Source organism: Acidiferrobacterales bacterium (assembly GCA_028820695.1).
GTDB lineage: Bacteria > Pseudomonadota > Gammaproteobacteria > Arenicellales > JAJDZL01 > JAJDZL01.
Genome location: JAPPIB010000042.1, coordinates 108,094 through 133,449, shown reverse-complemented (window position 1 = coordinate 133,449; position 25,356 = coordinate 108,094). Strand labels below are relative to the sequence as shown.

General features: G+C 51.0%; 23 protein-coding genes and 2 tRNA genes. 15 read left to right on the top strand and 10 right to left on the bottom strand.

The genetic code is table 11. The features are described 5' to 3' along the window. Positions 1–124: 124 nt before the first annotated feature. From gatA to OXI60_06340, 6 genes are all read left to right on the top strand, one after another. Positions 125–1,585, top strand: coding sequence for an Asp-tRNA(Asn)/Glu-tRNA(Gln) amidotransferase subunit GatA (gene gatA / locus OXI60_06365; GenBank protein ID MDE0309439.1), 1,461 nt, complete (start codon positions 125–127; stop codon positions 1,583–1,585). After that, a complete protein-coding gene (gatB, locus tag OXI60_06360; GenBank protein MDE0309438.1) occupies positions 1,585–3,021 on the top strand; it encodes an Asp-tRNA(Asn)/Glu-tRNA(Gln) amidotransferase subunit GatB in 1,437 nt (478 codons plus the stop codon). Before gatA ends, gatB begins: the two co-directional genes overlap by 1 nt. 55 nt (positions 3,022–3,076) lie before the next feature. Beyond that, a complete protein-coding gene (speB, locus tag OXI60_06355) occupies positions 3,077–4,033 on the top strand; it encodes an agmatinase (protein MDE0309437.1) in 957 nt (318 codons plus the stop codon). 49 nt (positions 4,034–4,082) lie between these two features. Continuing rightward, positions 4,083–4,160: transfer RNA gene (locus tag OXI60_06350), tRNA-Arg, on the top strand. Positions 4,161–4,401: 241 nt separating this feature from the next. Then, a complete protein-coding gene (locus OXI60_06345) occupies positions 4,402–5,373 on the top strand; it encodes a YafY family protein (GenBank protein MDE0309436.1) in 972 nt (323 codons plus the stop codon). Positions 5,374–5,814: 441 nt separating this feature from the next. Further along, positions 5,815–6,810 (top strand): hypothetical protein, encoded by a 996-nt coding sequence (locus OXI60_06340; GenBank protein MDE0309435.1) that lies wholly within the window; start codon positions 5,815–5,817, stop codon positions 6,808–6,810. Positions 6,811–7,182: 372 nt separating this feature from the next. Here OXI60_06340 and OXI60_06335 read toward each other — a convergent pair. Beyond that, positions 7,183–7,270 (bottom strand) — tRNA-Leu (locus OXI60_06335). Between the two features lie 509 nt (positions 7,271–7,779). On the opposite strand from OXI60_06335, the gene OXI60_06330 reads away from it, so the two are divergent. The 8 genes from OXI60_06330 (at position 7,780) to OXI60_06295 (ending at position 15,888) form a co-directional block, all read left to right on the top strand. Then, positions 7,780–9,009 carry an amino acid ABC transporter substrate-binding protein gene (locus OXI60_06330; GenBank protein MDE0309434.1) on the top strand — a complete coding sequence of 410 codons (1,230 nt, stop codon included), beginning with the start codon at positions 7,780–7,782 and terminating at the stop codon, positions 9,007–9,009. 81 nt (positions 9,010–9,090) lie between these two features. Beyond that, positions 9,091–10,002: a branched-chain amino acid ABC transporter permease gene (locus OXI60_06325; GenBank protein ID MDE0309433.1), complete on the top strand. Its 912-nt coding sequence runs from the start codon at positions 9,091–9,093 to the stop codon at positions 10,000–10,002. Between the two features lie 11 nt (positions 10,003–10,013). Beyond that, complete coding sequence (locus OXI60_06320; protein ID MDE0309432.1) at positions 10,014–11,057, top strand: branched-chain amino acid ABC transporter permease; 1,044 nt, start codon at positions 10,014–10,016, stop codon at positions 11,055–11,057. After that, on the top strand, positions 11,054–11,797 hold the full coding sequence (locus tag OXI60_06315) for an ABC transporter ATP-binding protein (protein MDE0309431.1): 744 nt from the start codon (positions 11,054–11,056) through the stop codon (positions 11,795–11,797). The genes OXI60_06320 and OXI60_06315 overlap by 4 nt, the downstream gene beginning before the upstream one ends. A 17-nt stretch (positions 11,798–11,814) precedes the next feature. Further along, positions 11,815–12,690: an ABC transporter ATP-binding protein gene (locus OXI60_06310; protein MDE0309430.1), complete on the top strand. Its 876-nt coding sequence runs from the start codon at positions 11,815–11,817 to the stop codon at positions 12,688–12,690. Positions 12,691–13,095: 405 nt separating this feature from the next. Further along, positions 13,096–14,964, top strand: a complete 1,869-nt coding sequence (locus tag OXI60_06305; GenBank protein ID MDE0309429.1) for a sodium:solute symporter family protein — start codon at positions 13,096–13,098, stop codon at positions 14,962–14,964. A gap of 104 nt (positions 14,965–15,068) precedes the next feature. Next, positions 15,069–15,302, top strand: coding sequence for a hypothetical protein (locus tag OXI60_06300; GenBank protein ID MDE0309428.1), 234 nt, complete (start codon positions 15,069–15,071; stop codon positions 15,300–15,302). Positions 15,303–15,309: 7 nt separating this feature from the next. After that, on the top strand, positions 15,310–15,888 hold the full coding sequence (locus OXI60_06295) for a tetratricopeptide repeat protein (GenBank protein MDE0309427.1): 579 nt from the start codon (positions 15,310–15,312) through the stop codon (positions 15,886–15,888). A gap of 115 nt (positions 15,889–16,003) precedes the next feature. On the opposite strand, the gene OXI60_06290 is transcribed toward OXI60_06295, so the two are convergent. Together OXI60_06290 and OXI60_06285 are read right to left on the bottom strand one after the other, a co-directional pair. After that, the gene (locus OXI60_06290; GenBank protein MDE0309426.1) at positions 16,004–16,168 is read right to left on the bottom strand and encodes a hypothetical protein; all 165 of its coding nucleotides are present in this window, start codon (positions 16,166–16,168) and stop codon (positions 16,004–16,006) included. Positions 16,169–16,184: 16 nt separating this feature from the next. Then, a complete protein-coding gene (locus OXI60_06285) occupies positions 16,185–16,586 on the bottom strand; it encodes a hypothetical protein (GenBank protein MDE0309425.1) in 402 nt (133 codons plus the stop codon). A gap of 330 nt (positions 16,587–16,916) precedes the next feature. Between OXI60_06285 and OXI60_06280 the strand changes: the two genes are divergently transcribed. After that, complete coding sequence (locus OXI60_06280; protein ID MDE0309424.1) at positions 16,917–17,366, top strand: MOSC domain-containing protein; 450 nt, start codon at positions 16,917–16,919, stop codon at positions 17,364–17,366. A gap of 100 nt (positions 17,367–17,466) precedes the next feature. Here OXI60_06280 and OXI60_06275 read toward each other — a convergent pair whose 3' ends face one another. From OXI60_06275 to miaA, 7 genes are all read right to left on the bottom strand, one after another. Then, complete coding sequence (locus OXI60_06275; GenBank protein MDE0309423.1) at positions 17,467–18,768, bottom strand: adenylosuccinate synthase; 1,302 nt, start codon at positions 18,766–18,768, stop codon at positions 17,467–17,469. After that, on the bottom strand, positions 18,765–19,955 hold the full coding sequence (locus tag OXI60_06270) for an ATP phosphoribosyltransferase regulatory subunit (GenBank protein MDE0309422.1): 1,191 nt from the start codon (positions 19,953–19,955) through the stop codon (positions 18,765–18,767). Before OXI60_06270 ends, OXI60_06275 begins: the two co-directional genes overlap by 4 nt. Positions 19,956–20,251: 296 nt before the next feature. Then, the gene (gene hflC / locus OXI60_06265) at positions 20,252–21,169 is read right to left on the bottom strand and encodes a protease modulator HflC (GenBank protein ID MDE0309421.1); all 918 of its coding nucleotides are present in this window, start codon (positions 21,167–21,169) and stop codon (positions 20,252–20,254) included. A 34-nt stretch (positions 21,170–21,203) separates the two neighbouring features. Beyond that, positions 21,204–22,448 (bottom strand): FtsH protease activity modulator HflK, encoded by a 1,245-nt coding sequence (gene hflK, locus OXI60_06260; protein MDE0309420.1) that lies wholly within the window; start codon positions 22,446–22,448, stop codon positions 21,204–21,206. Positions 22,449–22,642: 194 nt separating this feature from the next. After that, positions 22,643–23,983, bottom strand: a complete 1,341-nt coding sequence (hflX, locus tag OXI60_06255) for a GTPase HflX (protein MDE0309419.1) — start codon at positions 23,981–23,983, stop codon at positions 22,643–22,645. Positions 23,984–24,080: 97 nt separating this feature from the next. Then, positions 24,081–24,311 (bottom strand): RNA chaperone Hfq, encoded by a 231-nt coding sequence (hfq, locus tag OXI60_06250; protein ID MDE0309418.1) that lies wholly within the window; start codon positions 24,309–24,311, stop codon positions 24,081–24,083. A 112-nt stretch (positions 24,312–24,423) separates the two neighbouring features. Then, a complete protein-coding gene (miaA, locus tag OXI60_06245; protein ID MDE0309417.1) occupies positions 24,424–25,329 on the bottom strand; it encodes a tRNA (adenosine(37)-N6)-dimethylallyltransferase MiaA in 906 nt (301 codons plus the stop codon). Positions 25,330–25,356: the final 27 nt, after the last annotated feature.

Sequence of the window (25,356 nt, the reverse complement as noted above, 5' to 3'; positions counted from 1 at the left end):
TATTATACCGGCAGGGCTTTTCTTGTTTTTGACTTGTCTAAAGAGATTTCAGGGGTATCAGAATTGATCGCACAGGCGCAATTTCACAGCACAGTCCACTCCACAGTCGCAATCCAAGTTTCCCATGAATCTGGCAAATGCTGAACTCAAGCAAATTTCCGATGCGCTGGACAACGGGGAAATATCGAGTCTCGAACTGTGTGAGGAGTATCTGAACCGGATTGACAATGAGAGACAGTTGAACGCTTTCATTACCGTCGACCGTGAAGGCGCAACCGAAAAAGCCCGCAAGATTGATGAAGCCAGGCACAACGATGCCGCATGCGGTCCCCTGGCAGGCATTCCAATCGCACACAAGGACATCTTTTGTACAAAAGGCCTGCTCACGTCCTGCGGCTCCAAGATACTCAGTAATTTTGTCTCCCCATACGATGCCACTGTGGTGGAACAGCTGTCAGCAGCCGGCGCCATCACCATCGGCAAGACAAATATGGATGAGTTCGCCATGGGATCATCGTCAGAACACTCCCATTATCAACCCGTATTGAACCCATGGGACATCTCGCGGGTACCGGGCGGCAGTTCGGGCGGCTCAGCCGCCGCGGTTGCAGCCGGATTGGTCCCGGCGGCGACTGGAACCGATACCGGCGGCTCGGTCCGACAACCTGCAGCATTTTGCGGGATTACGGGGGTCAAGCCCAGTTATGGCCGCGTCTCCCGCTTCGGTATGGTTGCGTTTGCCTCGTCTTTGGATCAGGCGGGGATATTTGCCCGAAGCGCCGAGGACGCAGCCTTGCTGCTCGATTCCATGTGCGGATTCGATCCGAAAGACTCGACCTCGCTGGATATACCGCCACCGCAGTGCACACAGCAACTGCAGACACCGCTTGAGAATCTCCGCATCGGCGTGCCTGAAGAATATTTCACAGCCGGACTGGACGCCAAGGTTGGTGAGATTGTTCAGCGTGCGATCGGACAGTTTGAATCTCTGGGAGCCAGTCTGATTGATGTGAAACTGCCAAACAGCGACGCGGCGATTCCGTGCTATTACGTCATCGCACCGGCCGAAGCCTCTTCAAATCTATCCCGATTTGACGGTGTGCGATATGGATACCGAAGCGATCACGGAGAAGATCTGGAAGAAATGTACCGAAGAACACGTAGTGAGGGGTTCGGACCGGAAGTTCGCAGAAGAATCATGATCGGCACTTATGTACTCTCCCATGGCTACTATGACGCCTACTACGTAAAGGCGCAGCAGGTTCGACGACTCATTTCAGACGACTACAGCCGGGTTTTCGAAACCTGTGACCTGATCGTGGGGCCGACCACGCCGACGACGGCTTTCGAGATGGGTGTGAAAATGTCCGATCCGGTTCTCATGTACCTCAACGATGTCTATACCGCGGCGGTCAACCTGGCGGGACTTCCGGCTGTTTCAATACCCGCGGGATTTGACGATCTTGGACTGCCCGTCGGACTGCATATCGTCGCACCTTATCTTCAGGAGGCACGACTGTTGCAGGCGGCACATCTGTACCAAAACCATACCGACTACCATCTTGCAACCCCGGATCTGGCCTGATGAGTGATTGGGAATCGGTAATCGGTCTGGAAGTTCACATTCAGCTTGCCACCCGGAGCAAGATTTTTTCGGGCGCCTCAACTGAATTCGGTGCTGAACCCAACCAACAGGCGTGCCTGATTGACGTCGCTCTTCCTGGCGTATTGCCGGTTTGCAATGTGGAAGCTGTGCGGATGGCCGTGAGGTTTGGTATCGCGATCGGAGCGCAAATCAATCGCAGATCCATATTCGCACGCAAGAACTATTTTTATCCGGACCTGCCTAAAGGCTATCAGATCAGCCAATATGAGATTCCAATCGTTGTCGGCGGCACGCTGAACACAATGGTCGACGGTTCGCGGCAGACCGTCGGAATTACCCGAGCACATCTGGAAGAGGATGCCGGCAAATCCCTGCATGATGAATTTCCGGGAGTGACTGGCATTGATCTGAACAGGGCGGGAACTCCATTGCTCGAAATCGTTTCTGAACCAGACATTCGGTCGGCACAACAGGCTGCTGATTACATGCGTAGACTGCATACACTGGTCACCCATCTTGGTATTTGCGACGGCAACATGCAGGAGGGCTCATTGCGATGCGACGCCAACGTCTCAATTCGTCGGCATGGGGAGATGGCACTGGGCACACGAACCGAGTTGAAGAACATCAATTCTTTCCGATTTGTGGAGAAAGGGATAATTGCAGAGATTGACAGACAGATTGAGGTTCTTGAGGCTGGCGGTTCGATCGTTCAGGAAACCCGTCTGTATGATCCAAACCGGAATGTGACTCGACCAATGCGCAGCAAGGAAGACGCACAGGACTATCGATACTTTCCCGATCCTGACTTGCCACCACTGGTTCTGTCCGAAGACTTCATCGACAGTGTTCGAGAAGATGTTCCAGAACTGCCGGAGCAACGCAAGCAACGATTCATGAGTGAATTCAGCCTGAGTGAGGCTGATGCAACACAGCTTACACAGTCCCGCCATGTCGCCGACTACTTTGAGTCCGCACTCGTCCATGCTGACAATCCGAAACGCGTTGCGAACTGGATCAACGTTGAGCTTTCGAGTCATCTGAACAAGGCCGGGGTCGATATCTCAAGCTCCAAGGTCGACGCTGAGGTGCTGGGTCAGCTCGTCGCAATCATTGATCGCGGCGTGATTTCCGGGCACGGTGCCAAATCCCTGCTGTCGATATTGTGGGAGAGACCGGACCTTTCGATGGATGAGATCATCGAATCCGAAGGACTTCGGCAGAATACTGATTCCGGGTCGATTGAAGCTTTGGTCGACGAGGTTCTCGAGGCCGAGCCGGAACAGGTTCAGCGTCTGAAACAAGGCAATCAAAAACTGATTGGGTTCTTCGTCGGTCAGGTGATGAAGAAATCCCAGGGCAAGGCTGATCCAAAGCTCGTGAGCGATATAATTCGAAAGCGAACCGGCATTTGATTGGGAATCTGCCATCAGGCGCCGAAACCACATCGCACAGGGACCCGGATTCATCATGAGCAGAACTTCCGCCGACAACGCCTTTACCGGCAAATCATCGAATGCGATGGGCGATGAGACGACGTACGCCGGTGCAACCAGTATGTTTCGACGCCCCTATTCCAAGGGCGTTGCCGAATCTGATCTGATCTTCTGTGGAGTTCCGTATGATCTCGCAGTCACCAATCGTCCAGGCACCAGATTCGGACCGCGTGCAATTCGGACCTCATCAGCACAATTGTCCTGGAGTGGGGGTTCATGGCCATTTACAGTGGATCCATTTGAACACCTGATGGCTACCGACTATGGCGATTGCGAGATGGATTTCGGCTTTCCGGATAAGATTCCGGATGAAATCACCGCCCACACAAGACATCTGCTTTCGGGTGATGGCATTATTGTTACGATGGGAGGCGATCATTTCATCACCTATCCGATTCTGAAGGCGTTCTATGAAAAGTACGGGCCTCTATCGTTGGTTCACTTTGATGCGCATTCCGACACATGGCGTGAGGACGAGGAGCGTATCCATCATGGAACCATGTTCTTCCACGCCGCGAGGCATGGCTTGGTTGTACCGGAACGATCGGTGCAGATCGGCTTGAGGACCGGAAACTCGGAGACCCATGGTTTCAACATCATGGACGCGAATTTCGTTCACCAATATGGGGTGAGCAAAGTGATTGAGAATGCCCTTGAAATTGTCGGTGATCGCCCAGCGTATCTGACTTTCGACATTGATTGTCTTGATCCGGCATTCGCACCGGGAACGGGTACACCGGTCTGCGGCGGACTTTCCACCTATCAGGCTCAGACTTTGGTCCGTGGCTTGACGGGAATCGATTTCAAGGGAATGGACCTGGTCGAAGTCGCACCTGCGTATGATGTCGGGGAAATCACTTCGTTGGCTGGAGCGAGTATAATAATGAACTTCATAAGTCTGATCGCTGAACAAAAAAAGTGTGCTGGGTAGTTCCCATTCGCCTTGCCGTCAGACAACATACACAACTTCGGTTGAACACGCGCCCGTAGCTCAGTTGGATTAGAGTACCAGGCTTCGAACCTGGCAGTCGGGGGTTCGAGTCCCTCCGGGCGTGCCAATCAAATAACAAGCGGGTTTCTCTGCGCCTCGGCCACTCAACAGGGAAATCCAATGCCCAAATCACGTGAACCGAATATGCCTGGAACTTCCCGCTCATCAAAACAAATTACTGGATCCTTATCCGCAGTGGCATGCCTCCGCGGATGGTCAGTCTTCTGAAAATTGCAATTTGCTGACTAGCGAGATACGCCGCTTTTGCTTCACCTCGCCCACGCACTTCCTTATCGCGATTACACCTTATGAATCGCACTGAACGATTCTACAAGATCGACAAACTGTTGCAAGCGCGGCGGTCTACACCGATCAGTACGCTGATGAGTGAGTTGGAGGTGTCAAAATCAACTATCAAGCGCGATTTAACCTACATGCGAGATCGTCTGGATGCTCCGATCGTTTGGGATTCGGATTCGCGGGGCTATCGTTACACAGACCCCTTACCCGGTTCCCCGCGTTTTTCGTTGCCAGGTTTGTGGTTTAACAGCAGTGAACTCCATGCCCTGTTGACGATGGAACATCTGCTGGGGAACCTGCAGCCTGGATTTCTGTCCGAGCACATCGATCCCCTGCGGCACAGAGTAAAAAAGATTCTCCGGACAGTCGATCAGTCAGTCGAAGAGCTGACAGCACGGATTCGTATTGTGCCCGGCACCATTCCACCTGCCAATCCAGCGGTTTTTCAGCAACTCGCCGACGCATTGCTTCGCCGCGTACAAGTCAACGCTTGCTACAGGAATAAAATCGCTGACGAATCCAAGCCTAGATGCATTTCTCCGCAACGCCTGGTGTATTACAGAGAAAAGTGGTATCTGGACGGTTGGTGCCATAGCAGAAACGGTTTGCGCACATTCCGATTGTCCAACCTGACGGATGTTGAAGTGACGGACACGGCGGCAGTTGACATTGAGGAGCAGGCGCTTGATGATGAATTGAAAGCAGGATTTGGAATTTTCGGCGGATCAAGCACACAGCAAGCCACTTTAAGATTCAGTGCTGACATTTCCGGCTGGATCATGCATGAAAATTGGCATTCGGAGCAAGCAATACAACTGGACGATCAGGCAAGATTGGTGCTGTCGTTCCCCTACTCTAACGATCCTGAGCTGATCATGAAGATTCTGAGCTACGGATCGGACGTCGAAGTTCTGAAGCCCTTGGAACTGCGCCGAAAAGTTGCCAATGCGATCCGCCGGGCTAACGATATGTACCGGTAATATTCTGTGCTCACTGTGTTGCGTTGGTCGCAAGCGAGTCTGACTGGCAGAATTGGAAATTGACGCGGTTTGGGTCTTAACGCAGTGCCAGCGCTCCGAAATGCCCGATTGCACAACCCTCGGATTGTCTGTGTGCCCCGTTTTCGGCGAAGCTTGTTTGCGACCGACAACTCCTCGCACTTTCACTTTGCCCGGCAAGCGCGTCGGCATCCGTTTACACATTGCAGGCAATCGCAACGGCGCACTGTGAGAAGCGAAGTTTCAAGTCCGCTCACCAGAGCGAAATAACAACGGGAAAAACTCATTTCAACACCGGGTCCAGGTGCGATGTCTGGTTCAGCGATTCCCGACAATTCGAATTTTCTGTTTCAGCGGTGTCATTTATTGAACCACCTCACCTCGATAATGGATGTGCATGTTCATTACCGAGGGGAAAACCGCATGAATTGTATTTCCAGTACTTTAGACGGGGTTGCCATTGGCAGCCCGCAAACACACCTCAATCTGACGATGTTTCCACTGTTAGGTGAAAAGCCTGTGGAAATAGATTACCTGTTGCTTGACCAGGCGCTGGAACAAGGTGCCATAGAAATTTCGGAAGTTTCCGATTCCGGCAGTGTGCCAACACTAAAAGTGCTCAACAAAAGTATCCAGCGAGTACTGCTTCTTGACGGGGAGGAGTTGGTTGGGGCGAAACAGAATCGAATTCTTAACGTCTCCGTCATGATTCCAGCGCAAAAGACTATCACGATTCCGGTGTCATGCGTTGAAGCTGGCCGCTGGCACCGTCAAAGTGAAACCTTTGCAAGTGCCGGCAGAACTCATTTTGCTGAAGGTCGGGCAAGAAAAACTCGCGCCGTCAATCAGTCAATTCACCATTCAAAATCAAGGTCTGGCGACCAATCGGAAGTCTGGGATCGTATTTCACTCAAGTCGGCTCGAATGCAAGCGCGTTCGAGTACGGACGCATCCGATGAAATGTATAGGACGTTCAGATCTGACCTGGACTCCTTTCACAACGCATTTCAGGCTGTGCCAAACCAGATAGGTGCGATATTCTCGCTCAATGAATCTACCACAGGAATCGATCTTTTCGAAGCAACCGATGCGCTTGCAGCCAGTTTGAATAAATTGGTTGAGAGTTATGCGCTGGACGCCATCGATAACCTGCGACGCGGCATGAATGGAAAGAGTAGTTTTGATGCAAAGAAGTTTCTTGACGATATCTGTGCCGTAACACCAGAAATCCACTCAGCAGTTGGTGAAGGCGAAGATCACCGATTTGACAGCGGAACACTTTCCGGTGGTGGGCTCGTAGTGGACGAGAAGCTTGTGCATCTTTGCGCATTTCACGTTGTCGAGGAAAACGTACATCACCCAAGCCGCAGTCGAATAACCAGAGCATCATCGCGCAATCGCGGTCGACGTCGGGCATAAACGAGTTAGCTGGAACGCTCGATAGGAACGTCGTGGAAATCGCCTGATTCGCCGTTTTCTTCGGCAGCAAAGGAAAATTGACCGCGTTGAAAACCTAACGGGTACAACTGTTTTTTCCATCGCAGGAGCCTATTTGCATCTGTCGGTGTCGTATGAAGCTCACGGCACCGAATATCTTGGATTCACTCCATAGCGAAATATTTGGATCCTGATACAGCTTCCGACCTATCGAAAGACGGTCGGCCTGAAAGGTGACAGCCGAAATGGGGCCTTGTCATCTCGTCTTGAGACCGTATTTTGAACCCCGACAACCGAGTAAATATGACCTGGCGCTAAAAAGGGTTCGCCTGTGAGGTACGTAGAATCAGAACATGGTGCCGAGGAGAGGACTTGAACCTCCACGGGGTGTACCCCCACTAGCACCTGAAGCTAGCGCGTCTGCCAATTTCGCCACCTCGGCATTTGTGATCCCGAATTATATTCAACAACATTGAATACGGCGACATGGTCGCTGATCAGGTGTGGCAAGGCGCCATTATATTACCAGACTGTGGCAATGATTCAGGAACTGGCTGTGCGCGTTTCGTCGCTTGTCTCAGCGTGTACAGCGAGACAAAAATCAAGATTCGGCTGTGATTGCATGCGACTCGGCCTTCAATTCGACAACATGGAGCAAAAACTGAAAATCAACCGCGCTAGTAGAAAGTATTTCGTGAATCAGATAATAGAATATAAACAATAACTTATAAGTATAAATCGACCACTGCACTCAGGATTGCGGTAATCTCGAAAATTGGACAATCGCCAGCGGAACCAGCATAAAATGCAACTCAGACAAGTCGGATTGCCCCTCTTTGTGTTCACGTGCAATGTAAAGCGCGCAATCATTGTCAACAACGCATGTCGGGCGCTGATTGTGCCGTATGCAGAACTGAATCAATGACTCATATTGAAAGGAGAAAGTAAATCATGCAGATATCCAATTGGTTTAGGGTGGCTATTGTCAGTTTTCTGGCACTGTTCGCTGCTCAATCCGCGGTAGCGGACGAGTGCGATGAAATCGTACTGGGGTCAGCCATTTCCTTAACCGGAAAGTATGCTACCAACGGTGTTCACGCAAAAAATGGCTATGAATTCGCCATTGAGAAGATCAGGGAACACGGTGGCATTATGGTAGACGGAAAGTGTTACAACTTTCGGGTCATCTACTATGATGACGAGTCCAAGGGTGACCGAGGCGCAACTTTGGCGGAACGCCTGATCAACCAGGATAAGGTTCAGTATATGCTCGGTCCGTATTCATCCGGACTCACCAAAGCCATTGCGCCGGTTACGGAAAAATACCAAATTCCGATGGTGGAAGCAGAAGGCGCAAGCCGCTCACTGTTCAATCAGGGATATAAGTACCTGTTTGCCGTGCTCTCAACTTCAGAGCAATACCTGGCATCGGCAGTTGTGCTGGCAGCGGAAATGGCAGAAGGTTCCGGAATGAGCCCGTCCGACGTCAAGGTTGCAGTTGCGGTCGAAAACGATCCATTTTCACTGGACATCCGCGCCGGCGTACTCGAAGATACCTCTAAATACAACATGAAAATTGTGGTCGATGAGCAACTGCCACGTGACCTTTCGGACATGAGTGCAATCCTGACCAAGGTGAAACTTCTAAAACCCGATGTGTTGGTGGTAAGCGGGCACTCCAAGGGCGCGGCGACTGCTGTGCGACAGATCGAGGAACAGAACGTCTCAGTTCCGATGATTGCCATTACGCACTGTGAATCAGCCGATGTTGTGGGTAATTTTGGTGAGGCCGCAAACGATATCCTGTGTTCGACTCAGTGGGCCGAAACTTTGACTTACAGCGACGAAATCTTTGGCACCGCCTCCACCTACGAGCAGGACTTCAAGACTTCCTATCCAGAATACTCCGACAAGAAAGTGCCTTATCAGACCGCACAGGCTTCGGCCGCGGTATACGTCTTCAAGGATGCTTTTGAACGTGCAGGCACCTTGGATAAGGAAGCGGTACGAGATGCCATTGCGGCGACTGACCTGGCTACATTCTATGGACAGATCAAGTTTTCCGAGTTCGGCAACAATATCGCCAAACCGATGGTGCTGCGTCAGATTCAGGATGGTGAGTACAACGTCGTCGCACCGTCACAGTTCGCTTCACATAAGCTGAACTGGCCGCGACAGTAATCATAGCTGTCAGCTGGGCGTATGCGTTATGCGCCCAGCTGACTGAAGTCTGCAATCGGTGCAACCCGGCCTATACCCCCGATGGATCAGATCGCTTCCAATATTTCATTGCTTTCCCAATTTCCGATCGTCAACCTGAAGATCGTTATCGATGGGATCATGATCGGTGCATTGTTCGCATTGGTCGCCTACGGACTGGCTTTGGTGTGGGGCGTCATGAACGTCAAGAACCTGGCACAGGGCGACCTCGTCATCGCTGGAGGTTACGTTGCATGGTGGCTTTCGCAGCATGGCATTCATCCATTCATCGGTGTCTTTTGCGCTTTTGCTGTAATGTGGGTCATCGGTTGGGTCATCTACAAACTGGTGATCTCACGTGTGATTGAACGGGATTTGTTCACCTCGCTGCTGGCTACGTTTGGCATCGCGATCATCATTGCGCAGGTACTGAATCTGATATTTGGTTCCGACACCCAGGCTATTGCACTCAAATACGAAACGCTCTTTTTCGCCGATGGGTTCATTGATGTTCCGATTGCCAAGCTGGTTGGCGTGCTGGCTGCTGCAGTTCTTGCAGTTGTTGTAGTCGTATTCATGAAAGTCAGTCGCATGGGTCAGGCGATTCGCGCAACCGCTCAGGACGCGCGCGCCGCCCGTGTGCTCGGTATCAATACCGAAAAGGTCTACGCTTTCACATTTTCACTGAACTCCGCGATTTGCGGTGCCGCAGGCGCCCTCGTTGTCATGGTCTGGGTAATCCAGCCATTTTACGGAATCACACACTCAATCCGCGCTTTCGTCATTGTCACCGCTGCCGGGCTCGGCAATCTGCCGGGCGTGATTGTAGCGGGACTGGGCATCGGTGCGCTGGAGCAGTACGGCGCGCATATTTTTGGCATCGGCTATCAGCAGGCAGTCGCAGTATTGTTACTGCTGATCGTGTTGCTGATCAGAATGATGCAGCAAAAACGCGCCCGAAAAAGTCTGCAGTAAGAAAGGTTGACATGACAAGACCGCGACGACTTCTGATTTACGCCGGGCTGGTGATGTTTACGCTGACAGCACCATTCATATTCGGAGACCTGAAAACTCAGCTTGCCACCCTTTGGCTGATGATCATCGTTGCAATCACATGGGACATTACGGGCGGACAAATGGGATACAACTCGCTCGGCAATATATTCTTCTATGGTACGGGAATGTACGTTGCAGCTGTCATAGCCATTGCCATACCCTTTGACGTAGGAGATTACACCAATGCGTTCAGCGACACCGTTTATGAGTTCTCAGACACTGAATACTTTGTTGGCGCTTTTCTGGGGATTATCGGAGCCGGACTTTTCTGTGCGATCTGTGCCGTGATTATCGGCTATGTCACCTTTGGACTGCGCGGACCTTATTTTGCGATTGGCACTCTTGGTGTTGCGATCGCGGCGGGCGAACTGGTATCCAACTGGGATTGGGTGGGTGGCGGACAGGGAATTTCACTGCCGGTGTTTCCGTATGACCTGGAATTGGGCAAGCTGATGTTCTATTACCTGTTCGCAGTTACTGGAGTCGGCGTATTCGTTTTCGCCAAGTGGCTTTACCGTACACGCTTTGGGGCTGCGTTGAACGCGATTCGGGATGATGAGGAAAAAGCCGAGGCGATGGGCATTCATACAATGCGCTATAAACTCACGGCTTGGTCGATGGCCGCTTTTTTTGTCGGCGTTGCCGGTGGCATATCAGCATTCCAACTGATCCATTTCGAACCTCTGGAAACTGCCTACCAGACTATCAATCTCGGTATCTTCATGGTCGTATGCGTGCTTTTGGGTGGCAAGGGTACTCTATGGGGGCCGGTCGTCGGCGCCATAGTATTCCACCTGTTCAAGGAAGTGACCTGGAACTACCTGCTAGGCTGGCAATGGGTGGCGCTGGGGGTATTGATCGTCGTGACAGTAGTCTACTTCAGGGAAGGACTCATGGGTTGGCTTCAGCGCGTGCGACCGGCATGGTTCGGCATCCGCGTCGAGACGGCTGACCGCACGGAGACTGCATCATGAAACACATCATCGAAGTCGAACAAGTCACCAAGACATACGGCGGAGTTGTGGCAAATAATGCGGTTTCAATGGACGTTGAGCAAGGAAGCATTACGGGATTGATCGGACCGAACGGGTCTGGAAAGACCACTCTTTTCAATTCAATCGTCGGCTATCACCCCATCGATAGCGGAGCCATACGTTTCGACGGGCAGGAAATATCAAAACGATCGGTACAGGAAATCGCCCGCATGGGACTGATTCGCACATTTCAGCAAACGCGCATTTATGGGAAAATGAACTGTGTACAGAATATGCTGATCTCCATGCCGCACAGGAAAATGCGATTCGCCGAGTCGCTGCGCAGTTTCAGCCAACGGGACATCGAAAAATCTGGTCGCCTGCTGGAGTTTGTAGGACTCTACGAAAAACGCTATCTGACCGCAGGGTCGCTTTCGTTTGGCCAACAGAAACTGCTGGAGTTCGCCATGGCCCTGATGAACGAACCCAGCACCTTGCTGTTGGACGAACCGACCGCAGGTATCAATCCAACTCTAATCAACGGTCTGATTGACAGATTGAAAAAAGCCAATCAGGAATTTGGCATTACGCTGTTCGTAATCGAACACAATATGCGGGTCATCATGAATCTCGCCGACACCATCTACTGCCTTGCGCACGGCAAGCTGCTCGCATCAGGCTCACCGAATGACATCCAAAACAATCAGAGCGTCATTGATGCCTACCTTGGCACCCACTGATTCCGTCAGATCGCGACATGACTCATTCGTCCAAATCCAGCGAAGCAAAAACCTACGAGGAGGGAGGCGTTGACGCTGTGATCTCTGTTGATGAGGTCACCCGACAGGCTGCACAGATTGCAGAGCATGTTTCGATTGATGAGCTTGATCAACTGGCTGGAAACGAACCCTTTGTCTCCATTGACAGCCTCAATGCCGGATACGGCAAAATGGAAATTCTGCACAACTTCAACTTGCGTGTCGGACACTGCCAGTCTCTGTGTCTAATAGGACCCAATGGTGCCGGAAAATCGACAATCCTGCATTCTATTTTTGGATTTACAAGTATCTTCTCCGGATCTATCAGGATCGGTTCGGGTTCCAATGCAGCGGACGTTACAAAACTGACACCGAACCAGAAACTCGCTGACGCGGGTATCGCATATATTCTGCAGGATAAGTCAATATTCCCCAGCATGACAGTTGAGGAAAACCTGTGGATGGGCGGATTTCTAAAAGATCAGCCTGCGCAAGCCAAGCAGTCGGCCGAAGCTATTCTCGACAGATATCCTCGTTTGGCCGCAAGGCGCAAACACCAGGCAAAAGTCCTGTCGGGAGGAGAGCGCAGACTGCTGGAAATCACCCGCGCTCTGGTGATGGAACCCCAGCTGCTCCTGGTCGATGAGCCATCAATCGGTCTGGAACCCAGATTCATCGATATGGTGTTTGAGATTCTTTCTGATCTGCAGCATAAGGAAGGCAAAACCATAATTATGGTCGAGCAGAACGCAAAAAAAGGACTTGAATTCGCTGATATTGGCTATGTTCTGGTATCCGGAGAACTGGCAATCGCGGGGACAGGCGACCAACTACTGGCAAACCCCAAAGTCGGTGAATTATTTCTGGGTGGATGACTGAAAAAAGGGCGTCACACCCCGCTTTTTTTTCAGATTGATACAGGGCGCATTACGAACAATCACGACAAGCAGCAAAAGCCCGACCGGGCTGATCGTCGGTGAAGTCGGATTCGCAACCAACCAAGGCTCTGGATTGTGCATGCCAACGAAATCTGCACGATTCCGGAAGTTCTTTTCGGGGTTTGCGCAATTTTCAACTTCTAAAACTGACCCATTGGAATTCAACTATAATTTGCTGTGCAATTCCCGTTGCACAACTATTATTAAAACAATAAAAATGGCGAAATGATTCGCTTTCACAAGTTAGCGAGGTAAGTCAAGTTGGACGCCAAAATTGTCTGGTTATTTATATTCGTAGTTCTATATTGGGTCTACTGCATATACTGGGGCATTCGGGGTGCAATGTCAGCCCGGACTGCAAGTGATTATTTCATTGCAGGCCGGCGTTTGTCCCTGTGGGTATTCGTACTGGCCGCGACGGCCACATCATTTTCCGGATGGACTTTCGTGGGACATCCGGGTTTGTTGTATCGAGATGGGTTTCAGTACGCCTACGCCGCTTTCTATGCGATTACGATTCCGTTTACGGGTGTAATCTTTCTTAAACGACAGTGGATGCTGGGGAAACGATTTGGTTTTGTTACACCCGGAGAAATGCTGTCGCACTATTTCAAATCCGATCTGATTCGGATTCTGGTTGTTCTTGTCGCACTGTGTTTCTCGGTTCCCTACCTGGGAGTCCAGCTCAGGGCTTCAGGATTTTTGTTTAATGTTCTTACAGATGGCGCATTGGGAGTCAATGTCGGCATGTGGCTGCTCTCTGCCGTGGTGTTCATTTATGTCGCGTCAGGTGGCTTGAGGGCTGTGGCTTACGTTGATACCTTGCAATGCATTCTGCTGGCGCTGGGTATTATTGTCATTGGAATCATTTCGTTGAATCTGGTAGGCGGATGGACGGAACTGAACGAAGGTATAGCAAATCTGGCTGCATTGGATGAGAAACGAACTCTCGACGGATACAGTCATTACATTGCGGTACCTGGTGTAATCCAATTCGTCTCGTCCGGTCCGTCAGCCGTCGGTGGCGCATGGACCGGAATCATGATTCTGTCCTACATGTTCGCGCTGATGGGAATTCAATCCTCCCCAGCGTTTTCAATGTGGGCGTTTTCGAATCACGATCCCAAGCCGTTTGCACCTCAGCAGGTGTGGGCCTCGTCCCTTGGAATCGGATTCATTCTATTCTTCTTTGCCGCCATGCAGGGCATGGGCGGACACTTTCTTGGTGCCGATACCGCATATCTTGCGGCATATCCAGACGCTACCAACAATGTTCTCCAGGCAGGCTTGGGCGGCAAAGACCTGATGGATTCAGCGGGCAAGCAAGGAATGTTGGTGCCACAGTTGATCAGGGTCATGCAGGAAACTGCACCATGGCTTGTTGGGTTATTGTCGGTATGTGCACTGGCTGCGATGCAGTCAACTGGTGCGGCATACATGTCAACTGCCGGTGCGATGCTTACACGTGATCTGCTCAAGCACTTCGTCATGCCGAACGTTACGCACAGCCAGCAGAAACTGTTTGGTCGAATTGGTGTTGCCATCATTGTTTTTGCAGCACTCGTTGTCGCAACCACATCCACAGATGCTTTGGTTCTGCTGGGCGGCCTGGCAGTCGCTTTCGGATTTCAGATGTGGCCGGCCTTGCTTGCAGTATGCTATTTTCCGTGGCTGACGCGGGCCGGTATCAATATCGGACTTGCTGTCGGACTGGTCGCTGTGGTCTGTACTGAAGCAGTTGGTCAGAATCTCGGCATCACTGCCTGGGGTAGATGGCCGTGGACAATCCACTCGGCTGGATGGGGAATCATCTTCAATCTGGGTGTCGCGATTATTGTGTCTTCGATGACCCAGAATAAAGCCGACTATGCGCACAAGATGAAGTATCACGACTTCTTGGCAGAACATGCGGGTTTATCCGCTGCCAAGCGAGGAATGCTTCCCATCGCGTGGATTATCACATTGGTCTGGTTCTTCTTCGGAATTGGTCCCGGTGCTGTGATCGGAAACACAATTTTCGGCAACCCCAATGATGCCGCAACATGGCTCTTTGGAATGCCTTCAATATGGGCCTGGCAGATACTCTGGTGGGTACTTGGTGTCGGCATGATGTGGTTTCTTGCTTACAAGATGGAGATGTCCACATTGCACGAAAGCGAGATCGAGGTGCTCCAGGATGATATTGGAGACATTGAGGGATCGCAAGCCTAGCCAGCATTTGTTGCGTAGAAAAGGGAGGAGCAATCCTCCCTTTTTTTCTAATCTGACAAAGCACGAAGCGACCCCCATCGATCATTAGATCAGCAACAGCCGAAATGTCAGCACTGACGTCATATTACCTGTGGGTAATCGCTATGACGGCCGCTCTGCTTTACCCCGTAGGGCAGCTGATCTGGACTGTGAGCGTGCGAAGAATGCAACGAAGACTCCAAAAAAATCTTTCTCCGGAAGAATTACAGGGGCAGAAAAGACGCGCCTATTTCGTAGCGATTGTCGTTTGTCTTGCATTTTCCATGCTATTCAATTTCCGTCTGCTTGATGCTGGTTGACACGACTGTGGATCCCCGTTTGTATCAATTTCTCAAGTACACAGCGATTGTGTTGGCACTCGGATGGTTGGCATGGGGAATTTATGATGGATTCTTCAAGGAACGTGCGCCTGGAGATACTGAATATCACGCAGCGAACAAACTGTTCGAGGATGCAGCTTATGCACGGGCGCTGAGTTCGTATGAAGCTGCTTTGGGGAAGGACCCCCGACACATCCATGCAATGAGAGGGCGGGCGCGCTCGCTTATGCAACTTGATCGATTTGAAGACGCCCTCAAGGTGTTTGACGAATCCATCGCACTTGAACCGAATTTTGCCGGAACTTATGCCAATCGGGGCATTCTGCACGACCGGATGGGGCATCATGAACTGGCATTGCAGGATTATGTGACCGCGCTTCAGCTGGACCCGGAAATTACTGAAGGGCCTCACTGGCTGACACGATTTCTGAGAAATCAGCCGGAGCGACCACCTGGAATAGCGGAACGAGCAGCTTACATCGCCGCAGAACTGGCAAAGCCGGAATCGGATCGTCTGCTCAAGGTTCCGGAAATAGATGCCGAACAGCGTTCCTACAAAAAATAGTACCGACCATCAGCGGTAAAACGGCCACGACATCCAGATTCCTGGATCTGACTGACCCAAAACATGGGCGCAAGGCCCTGTCAATCGGTCTGCGCCAGAAAAATTGCGATTCGGGTCAGTTCCATACCTCCAGAACGTCGGCAAACAGGACTCGAAAGAAAAACAGTAGAGCTATGCAGCCGAACAGCAGCCGAACGGTATCTCTTTCACCATCTTCCGTTCGATATGTAAGGGCATGAACCGCAACAACGCCCGTGACGATCAGGAAAATAATATCCATAGACCAATCAGGAAAATCAGTAACAGGGAGGAAACATGCAGGTAAATGCGGTGAACTTTACCGCCATCTCTGCAATCAAAATCAGCAATCCCAACAGGGAAAATATAATGACTGTATAGCGAAGTCCCGCCCGTACAGATTGAGGCGTTGCATTCGGCAGCCTGCTTATCCCCAATTTCTCTCTATCCAAAATTCCCTGTTCGCGCATCTCAAGCAACATCCTGCTATAGTGTCTCATCCAATGCGGAACGATCTTGTTGAACATATATCTTCCAAAATGAGACTCCAGTACACGATTGTTTGCCGGATGTCCAAACCACCATTGATATGCAAGTCCGAATAGATCATATTCCCTGACTTCCAAGATCGCCGACAGTTCAAGTACATCTTCAATATCGTCGGGAAGGTTCTCGTCCATATGACGAAACCTCCGGTAACTCTGACTTCCCGCTTCAACGAAACTCTTTCGAGACCCAAGGAAAGATTTCGCAAGATTGAACAGATGCAACAAGAGACTGACGATAAATTGCGAGATTGCCTTGAAAAGGTTCATCTGAACTGCTATGACTGATTCAAATCAATGTTTCAATGTTACTCTGAAGTTCCGTCGTACTGCGCAATTTGTTGCCTCCAAGGTGCACGGCGAACCGTCAATTGGCAGATAAATGTATACTACTGTGGCTTGAGACCAACCAACGGACATTCTTCTGAAATCAGGCGACATATCGTAATGACTGCAGCAATCGTAATGAAAATCTTCACCACTCCAGAATCCGGTGGAGAAATGAATTCTGTCGATTCGGTTTCCGCTGTGGAAGGACGGGGATTGATGGGAGACCGGTATTATTCCCTGTCCGGCACGTTCTCAAAGCCGGAGATTGAACCCGATCAGGAAGTGTCGCTGATTGAATTGGAAGCTTTTGAGGAACTCAAGCAAGACCACGCCATCGAACTAGATTATTCGCAATCGAGAAGAAATATCCTCACGCGCGGCGTTGACTTGAACAGTCTGGTTGGCAAGACTTTCACGGTCGGCGAAGTGACACTGACCGGAATTCGTTTATGTGAGCCGTGTGCCTACCTGAGCGGGCTGACTGGCCATCCAAAACTTGTCAAGCAATGGCTGCACCGAGCTGGATTGCGCGCACAGATTCGAAAAAGCGGAAAAATACAAGTCAATGATAAGATTATCATCTGAATCCTGATATCACCGGATGCGGTTTTCGCCGCAAGATGCACACGTCGTCCCTCAAATCCGAAAGGATTATTGCGACCGACTCAATCCATCTGCAACTCAATCAGGTCCACTCCGACAGAGATTCATTGAAAATCGCATGCTTGCGTTCAGGTCCTGTCGAAATGATGTCGATTGGCACACCACATAACTCCGATATGCAATCCAGATACTTCTTTGCATTGTCCGGCAAATCCGAGTATTGCGTCATCCCGAGTGTCGAACCATCCCATCCGGGCATTTCCTGATAGATCGGTTCACATTCACCAAGATTCTTAGCGTTGCATGACAGATTGTTGCTGACAATGTCACGGATTCGATAGTCGGTGCATATCTTTATGGTATCAAGCCCATCCAACACATCGAGTTTGGTGATGCACAGGCCATTGAAACCGTTAAGCTGGTGGGCACGACGAACGGTCACCGCATCAAACCATCCGCAACGACGGGGGCGTCCTGTTGTCGCGCCGAATTCAGCGCCTCGCTCGGCGATCCGCAACCCGACCTCGTCATCCAGCTCTGTCGGAAAAGGGCCGGACCCGACCCGGGTTGTATAAGCCTTGACAATAGCCATGACATGATTCACCCGCGAGACGGGAATCCCGCCTCCAGTGGCAATTGCCCCAGTTCCGGTATTCGACGAAGTCACGAACGGATAGGTCCCGTGATCAATATCCAGCATTACACCCTGCGCACCTTCAAAGAGAACCTTCTTTCCGTCGTCAATCAACCGACTTACTTCATAACTGACATCCGCAATCATCGGAACCGCCCACTCAGCGGCAGCCAGCAGAAAGTCGAGTACTTCATCAGTATCAATCCGAGGCGCACCATATCGCCGATCCAACAGGAAATTATGGTAATCCAGCAACTGCGTCACCTTATCTGTCAATACGTTCGAGTCGAAAAGATCGTGTGCCTTGATACCGCGACGGGCAATCTTGTCTTCATAGGCGGGACCTATGCCGCGGCTGGTGGTACCGATCGCCTGTTTCCCCTTGCTAGTCTCGCGTGCCTGGTCCAAGGCCGCATGACTGGGAAGAAGCAATACACAATCCTCACTGATTCGGAGACGATGCGATAAATTCTGTACATGATCAGCTATACCGTCCATCTCCTTGAGAAGCGCCTCCAAGGAAAGGACAACCCCGTTGCCGATGAATGCCTGTACATGGTGGTGAAGCACGCCTGCGGGAATCAGATGCACGACCACCTTCCGATTGTCTGCAACTAGAGTATGGCCCGCGTTGTGCCCACCCTGAAACCGTACTACAGCATCGGCACGGGCACTCATACAGTCGACGATCTTTCCCTTTCCTTCGTCTCCCCACTGCCCACCGAAAATTGCCAGAGTCTGAATGCTCAACTCACACCACCTTCGTCATCCATGGGAACAACAACCCATTCACCATCGCGCACAACGAGCCTTCGGTCGCAGACCGAGTGCAATGAAGACTGCGCCTGCTCGGGCATCTGGCGAATGACACGGCTACCTTTTTCAATCAGTTCGGAGATTACAGTCTCAGGCAATTGCTCGCCATGTGGAACCAGAATCCCCTTTCGGCACTCGCCTCGAAGATCACGACTCAGCAGTCGGAGATCTCCGCTGAAACCGGTCGCCGGACAGGGATTTCCGTAAGTTGACATCACAAGATCATAACGGCCGCCTTTCGCCAATGCCTGACCATATCCAGGTCCATAGGCAGAAAAAATGATTCCGGTATGGTAGCGATAACTTCCAACGAGTGCGCAGTCCACATGACAGGAGACATCAGGAAGTTCCCTGAGTATCCAGCTCACCGCGTAATCCAACTCAACGAGCAAGGCATCAATGCGTGCACTTATCCCACTCAACAGACATTTCGCCTGTTCGATCGTCTTCGAATCGCCATGCAGTCTTGTCAGCTCACTGAACACATCCATCGTCTGTTTCAATTGTTCGCTCTTGCGACACAATTCCTCAAGGTCTGGGATAGACTTCTTCTTGAGTGCTTCAAGCACATCGTTTTCAAGTGACTTGGGAATTTTCAGTGACGAGAACAATTCCTCAATGATTCCGACGTGTCCGAGCGATACGGACAGCGACTCAATTCCGGCAATGTGCAGCGAATCAACCATCAAATGGATGATTTCGCAGTCGGAATTCAAATCAGAGGAACCAAATAGTTCCGCGCCGAATTGGAGAATCTCCCGACTGGCACCGACACTTGGCGATCGCGCGAGCAATGCAGAGCCCATGTAACAAAGTCTCACAACACTACTCTGTACAGGAAGACGAAGTGCAGCCATGCGCGCCACTTGGGGCGTCATGTCCGCACGAATGCCGAATAGTCGGCCACTGACGTGGTCCGGTGCCTTTACCGTCAGCACATCAAGGTCTGCGTCCGTACCGCCAAGGAGAGATTCGACGAAGTCAGCCAGCGGAGGAATCACCAATTCGTAGCCGTTGGAGTTCAGACAGTCAAGAATTTTCCGTCTCAGCTGCTCGATCTCCCAGCCGTCACATGGCAGAATCTGCTCGACACCATCCAACTGTGTCCAAGATTTGTTCATAGTATGCCGGCCAACCGATCAAATTCAGGGAAAATTCAAACTCACAACAATACGGCATTCCTGCCGTTCAAGGTGTTTGTCAAAGGAGGACGATAGATTGCTAGAATGAACTCGCAATCCACAAAACCACAAGTCCGAATAAGATGGAAAACAACCCTATTCGTCTCGCAACACTCGGTTCCAACCCCAACAACCAGGCTATGAGCTTACGAGAAATATCAGGTATGGTGAAATAAACAATTCCTTCGATTACAAATGCCAGACCCAGTGCAGCAACAAAGACCTTCCATGTCATTTCACTGACCGGTTACGGTCATGGTCGCATCCTGCGCTGCCATCGTACTGCTATCTGCGATATTCCCCTTGAAGTACTGGAAGAATTCCGAGTTCGGTTCAAGAATCAGAAAATCATTTTTCGACTGAAATGTGGTTCGGTATGCATTCAGACTTCTGTATAGTTTGAAAAATTCGGTATCTCGTCCAAAGGCATTCGCATAGGTCAGTGTGGCTGTCGCATCACCCTCACCGCGAACTTTCTCCGCCTCACGATAAGCATTAGCGATTGTAATTTCGCGTTGCCGGTCGGCGTCCGCCCGAATCCGTTCGGCTGCTTCCGCGCCCTTCGCTCGCAATTCCTTGGCGACTCTGGCACGTTCAGCTTCCATTCTGCTGTACACACGTTCACTGACTTCCGGGTCAAGGTCGACTCGTTTCAGGCGTACGTCAACGACTTCCACTCCAAACTCCGCAGCTTCGTTGTCTACTGCAAGACGCACAAATTCCATGATCTCAGCGCGGTCGCCGGAAATCACTTCCTGAACCTGCCGTTTACCAAACTCCTGACGCAGGCTGTCATTCACTCTCTGCGCAAGTCGTGCACGAGCGTTCGACTGAAGTCCACCGACTGTCACATAGTACTTGGCGACATCGCGAATCCGCCACTTGGCGAATGAATCCACGACCAGATTTTTCTTCTCTCCGGTCAGATAAAGTTCCGGGTCAGCATCCATGGTCTGAATACGTGCATCAAAGAATTGCACACTGTTGATAAACGGTTTCTTGAAATGCAATCCAGGCTGATCGTGGGATTGCACAATTCGCCCGAACTGAAAAATGATCGCTTTTTCGCGCTCATCGACAAAATAAACTGTCTCGTAGGCCAGCACGATCACGATGATCGAGACAACACCTAAAATTATGGACTTAGCCGACATTTTGATTTTCCTCAGTTATTCCGCGTAGTTCCACTCATCCTTGGATACGGCCGCTTCGGCCTGTACCGCGGTTAGAAGATTCGACGAAATTGGATGTTGATCCTGGGTTCGATGCACTACCGCTCCTGCTCGAATTGCCGTCCCGATCCTGTTGACGCTGAATAATCTGATCGAGAGGCAGATAGATGATGTTGTTTCCATTCGTCTGGTCAATGAGCAGTTTTGTGGAATTGTTCAGTACCTGTTCGAGCGATTCGAGATAGAGTCTGACGCGCGTAATCTGAGGAGCCTTCTCATACTCCTCGAAAATCTGCTCAAAGCGGGATGCCTCACCTTCTGCGCGTGCGATGATGCTCTCCTTGTATGCATCGGCTTCCTGGAGCAGGCGGGCAGCCTGCCCCCGGGCTCTCGGAATTACATCATTGTAATAGGCTTCCGCCTCGTTCTTGAGACGCTCCTCATCCTCACGGGCCTTGACTGCGTCATCAAACGCCGCCTTGACTTCTGCAGGCGGTTGCGCATTTTGCATCTCGACAGCACGGATATTGACACCAGTCTTGTAACGATCCAGAATCTCCTGCAACAAGACCTTGGTACCCTGGGCAATTTCTGCCCGACCCTCAGTAATGGCAAAATCCATTGAATTTCCGCCGACGATTTCCCGAACGGCACTCTCAGTCGCCTGTCTCACGACCAGGTGCAACGGATCACTGACGTTGAACAGCAGATCCTTCGGGTCCTTGATGTCGTACTGAACCGCAAACTGGATATCGATGATGTTCTCATCGGCTGTAAGCATGAGTGCTTCACGAGTAACCGGGTTGAGCTGGCGGTTCTGTTCATTGACTCTGTAACCGACCTCAACAGTATTGACTTTTTGGACATTGACAATCAGGACTTCTTCAATCGGCATGGGCATGTGCCAGCGAAGACCGGCTCCTGTGGTCTGGGTGTATTTGCCGAATCGCAGTTCCACGCCCTGCTCGCCTTGCTCTACGACATATAGCCCGCTGGTAACCCATACGACAAACGCAATGGCCGCAACAAGCGTAATGATGAATTGACGGCCACGCGGTTTTCGGGCAGGTGTACCGGTTCCGTGTGAATCGCCGGACGAATCTCCTGATCCGCCCGATCCACTCTTGCCCAGTCCGCCGAATAAACGTGAAACTGAATTGCGAAAATCGCTCACAATTTCATCAAGATCAGGTGGCTCGCTACGGCCGCCGCGCCGATCTTTAGGTTTTCTGTTTCCAGGGTCTGAATCATCCCATGGCATAGGGTCATTAACCTCTTAAATTCAATATCAATCCCACAACATCATGGATGAAATTACATTTCAAACTCAAAATCTCAAACTGAGTCAGGCGGGAAATATGGTGGTATTCGAAACTGTTTCGGTTCATTATACGAACATTATGCGGAGAATTAGCCCGAAGTTCCAAGACGTTTGTGAAGCGGACGAAAATTGTCTTATTGAAGAGCCTTCGCATGAAGTTCGGGGCGAACCTGCCAGTATTCGTCCTTGAACTCCTGATTTGATTCAAGCCAATCGGCATCACTTACAGAAACCTCCAGGTCCAGAACACATTCGCCAGTTTCGCCGTAGCTTTCGTTCAGCACCTCCATATGCTGATACACATACGAACGTAATTTACCTGCTGTGACGGGTATTCGGATTCGTCCGAACAGGCGCTTGGCGCAAAAATGATCGACCAGAATCCCCATCAACGCGTCGATGCCCTGTCCGGTCAGGGACGACAGCCAAACGCGACCCAACTCATCGTTTACACTCTTTCTACGGCCAATTTGATGGTCAGTCAGATCCACCTTGTTATAGACCAGGACCCGGGGGACCTCGTCTGCGCCAATCTGACTGAGAACAGCTTCGACATTTTCGATGCGATCATCGGCATCATTGCACGAAGCATCAACAACATGCAACAGGATTGAAGCACTCGACACTTCCTCCAGCGTCGCATGAAATGCCGAAATCAGGCCATGCGGCAATTCTCGGATAAAACCCACAGTATCCGATAGAATTACCGGTCCGAATCCAGGCAGTTCAAGACGACGCATGGTCGTATCAAGCGTCGAAAACAGCATGTCTCTGGAAACGACAGAGGCACCGCAAAGCCGATTGAAAAGTGAGGACTTGCCGGCGTTGGTATAGCCGACGAGCGCCACTGTGGCAATGGGTACCTTCTTTCTGCTCTTTCGCCGCAGTTCCCGCTGGGTGCGGATTTTCTCCAAACGTTGTGTGAGGGTCTTGATGCGACGCCCGATCAAACGGCGGTCTGTTTCGAGCTGAGTCTCACCCGGACCCCGCAGTCCGATACCACCTTTTTGCCGCTCCAGATGGGTCCAACCTCGTACCAAACGGGTCGACAAGTGCTTGAGCTGTGCAAGTTCGACCTGGAGTTTACCTTCACGACTTGAGGCTCTTCGGGCAAAAATATCGAGAATGAGTCGGGTGCGATCAATCACACGGCACTGCAGAGCGTTTTCGAGATTTCTCTCCTGCACCGGTGTGATTGCATGATCGACGATCACAATCGTCGCTGATGTCGAAGCTACAAGTGAATGCAGTTCATCTACTTTGCCTTTGCCCACGAATAGGCCGCTGTGCGGACGGGCGCGTCTCGACACAACTGTACCGACAACCTGCGCACCGGCTGCCTCAGCCAGCAGTTGAATCTCTTCAAGATTATCCAACGCAACACTGATCGGAGAGGAATCCTGCCGCACAATGACGGCGAATTCCTCGTCGTTCTGCGATTCTGGTCGCTCGGTGCCTAGCTGAAACTTCGCCACACGAGATTTTTTCTATCCGATCCGCTCTCGTACGGTGTCGGACTGATTGTCCGATATGCGCCCGGAAAAATTAACCTTGGTATCGATACTCAGCTCTTCAATCCGATTCATACTGAATGGGTCGGTCCGGCACAATCGTTGAGATTGCGTGTTTGTAGACAATCTGAGTAACACTCGCTTTCAACTGAATGACAAATCTATCAAACGATTCGATCTGTCCTTTGAGTTTTATGCCATTGACCAGGTAAATCGATACCAGTACTTTCTGTCTTCGCAGCTCATTTAAGAATGGTTCCTGCAACAATGATCCCTTTTGATGATTCTTCATACAATTTCCATATCAGTCTGTTAGGTTGGCACTTGTTTATTGAAACCGATGCCTGCTTCCTTCTTGAGCATCGGTATGTGCCAATTATAACGCGAATAGTCATTCCAATCTGTCAGCCTGAGATATTTTCGTACAAGTTGCAAATGGATTTCGTCGGGCAATTCAGATCATGAGTCACCCAGAATACATCTGACATGCTGCGAATCCAGGTCAGCTGGCGCTTGGCGAGATTACACGTTGCGGTGACGACACTTTCGGTCAGTTCTTCCTTGTTTATTTCACCTTCAAGATACCGCCAGACCTGCCTGTAACCGACACTGCGCATCGACGGCAATGAACGATCGAATTTCGGTGAGCGGAAAAGCTGATGCGCCTCATTGATGAACCCGCGATTCAGCATATCCTGGAATCGATCCTGTATCAGTGTCCTCAGATTCTGTCTGTCACTGGGGACCACCGCCACTTTCAGGATGTTGAACGATAGCGGCGTCGGCTGACTGGCCTGCATCAACTTACTGGGCCGAATACCCCTAAGCCGATATATCTGCAGCAACCGCTCGATTCTCTGGGTGTCATTGGGTGAAATCCTTTGTGCTGCGTCCGGATCAATCATGCACAATTCGTCATGCAGATGAGGCCATCCGTGGACACTCGCAACCTTCCTGATGTTATCGCCGTACTCCTCGGATCGCGGCGGCAGGTCAGACAATCCGTCTTGCAGCGCCTTGAAATAGAACATGGTTCCACCAACGAATAAGGGCACGCGACCCTGTGAGATGGCAGTTTGGATGCAGTTCAGGGCATCGGTACGGAATCTCCCAGCCGAATAGCGCTCCCACGGGTCACAAATATCGACCAACCTGTGTGGTATGCGGGCGAGAATATCTGCCGATGGCTTTGACGTCCCGATATCCATACTGCGATACACTTGCGCAGCGTCAACACTGATGACATCCACCGACATTCTTGAGGCGATGTCAATGGCGAGTCCGGTTTTCCCGACTGCCGTCGGTCCCAGAATGAAGACGACATAGGGTCGAGTATC

Excerpts from the sequence above, each read along its gene's own strand:
- gatA (MDE0309439.1), top strand. The coding sequence starts at position 125 with ATGAATCTGGCAAATGCTGAACTCAAGCAAATTTCCGATGCGCTGGAC.
- gatB (MDE0309438.1), top strand. The coding sequence starts at position 1,585 with ATGAGTGATTGGGAATCGGTAATCGGTCTGGAAGTTCACATTCAGCTT.
- speB (MDE0309437.1), top strand. The coding sequence starts at position 3,077 with ATGAGCAGAACTTCCGCCGACAACGCCTTTACCGGCAAATCATCGAAT.
- OXI60_06345 (MDE0309436.1), top strand. The coding sequence starts at position 4,402 with ATGAATCGCACTGAACGATTCTACAAGATCGACAAACTGTTGCAAGCG.
- OXI60_06340 (MDE0309435.1), top strand. The coding sequence starts at position 5,815 with ATGAATTGTATTTCCAGTACTTTAGACGGGGTTGCCATTGGCAGCCCG.
- OXI60_06330 (MDE0309434.1), top strand. The coding sequence starts at position 7,780 with ATGCAGATATCCAATTGGTTTAGGGTGGCTATTGTCAGTTTTCTGGCA.
- OXI60_06325 (MDE0309433.1), top strand. The coding sequence starts at position 9,091 with ATGGATCAGATCGCTTCCAATATTTCATTGCTTTCCCAATTTCCGATC.
- OXI60_06320 (MDE0309432.1), top strand. The coding sequence starts at position 10,014 with ATGACAAGACCGCGACGACTTCTGATTTACGCCGGGCTGGTGATGTTT.
- OXI60_06315 (MDE0309431.1), top strand. The coding sequence starts at position 11,054 with ATGAAACACATCATCGAAGTCGAACAAGTCACCAAGACATACGGCGGA.
- OXI60_06310 (MDE0309430.1), top strand. The coding sequence starts at position 11,815 with ATGACTCATTCGTCCAAATCCAGCGAAGCAAAAACCTACGAGGAGGGA.
- OXI60_06305 (MDE0309429.1), top strand. The coding sequence starts at position 13,096 with ATGTCAGCCCGGACTGCAAGTGATTATTTCATTGCAGGCCGGCGTTTG.
- OXI60_06300 (MDE0309428.1), top strand. The coding sequence starts at position 15,069 with ATGTCAGCACTGACGTCATATTACCTGTGGGTAATCGCTATGACGGCC.
- OXI60_06290 (MDE0309426.1), bottom strand. The coding sequence starts at position 16,168 with ATGGATATTATTTTCCTGATCGTCACGGGCGTTGTTGCGGTTCATGCC.
- OXI60_06285 (MDE0309425.1), bottom strand. The coding sequence starts at position 16,586 with ATGGACGAGAACCTTCCCGACGATATTGAAGATGTACTTGAACTGTCG.
- OXI60_06280 (MDE0309424.1), top strand. The coding sequence starts at position 16,917 with ATGAAAATCTTCACCACTCCAGAATCCGGTGGAGAAATGAATTCTGTC.
- OXI60_06270 (MDE0309422.1), bottom strand. The coding sequence starts at position 19,955 with ATGAACAAATCTTGGACACAGTTGGATGGTGTCGAGCAGATTCTGCCA.
- hflC (MDE0309421.1), bottom strand. The coding sequence starts at position 21,169 with ATGTCGGCTAAGTCCATAATTTTAGGTGTTGTCTCGATCATCGTGATC.
- hflK (MDE0309420.1), bottom strand. The coding sequence starts at position 22,448 with ATGCCATGGGATGATTCAGACCCTGGAAACAGAAAACCTAAAGATCGG.
- hfq (MDE0309418.1), bottom strand. The coding sequence starts at position 24,311 with ATGAAGAATCATCAAAAGGGATCATTGTTGCAGGAACCATTCTTAAAT.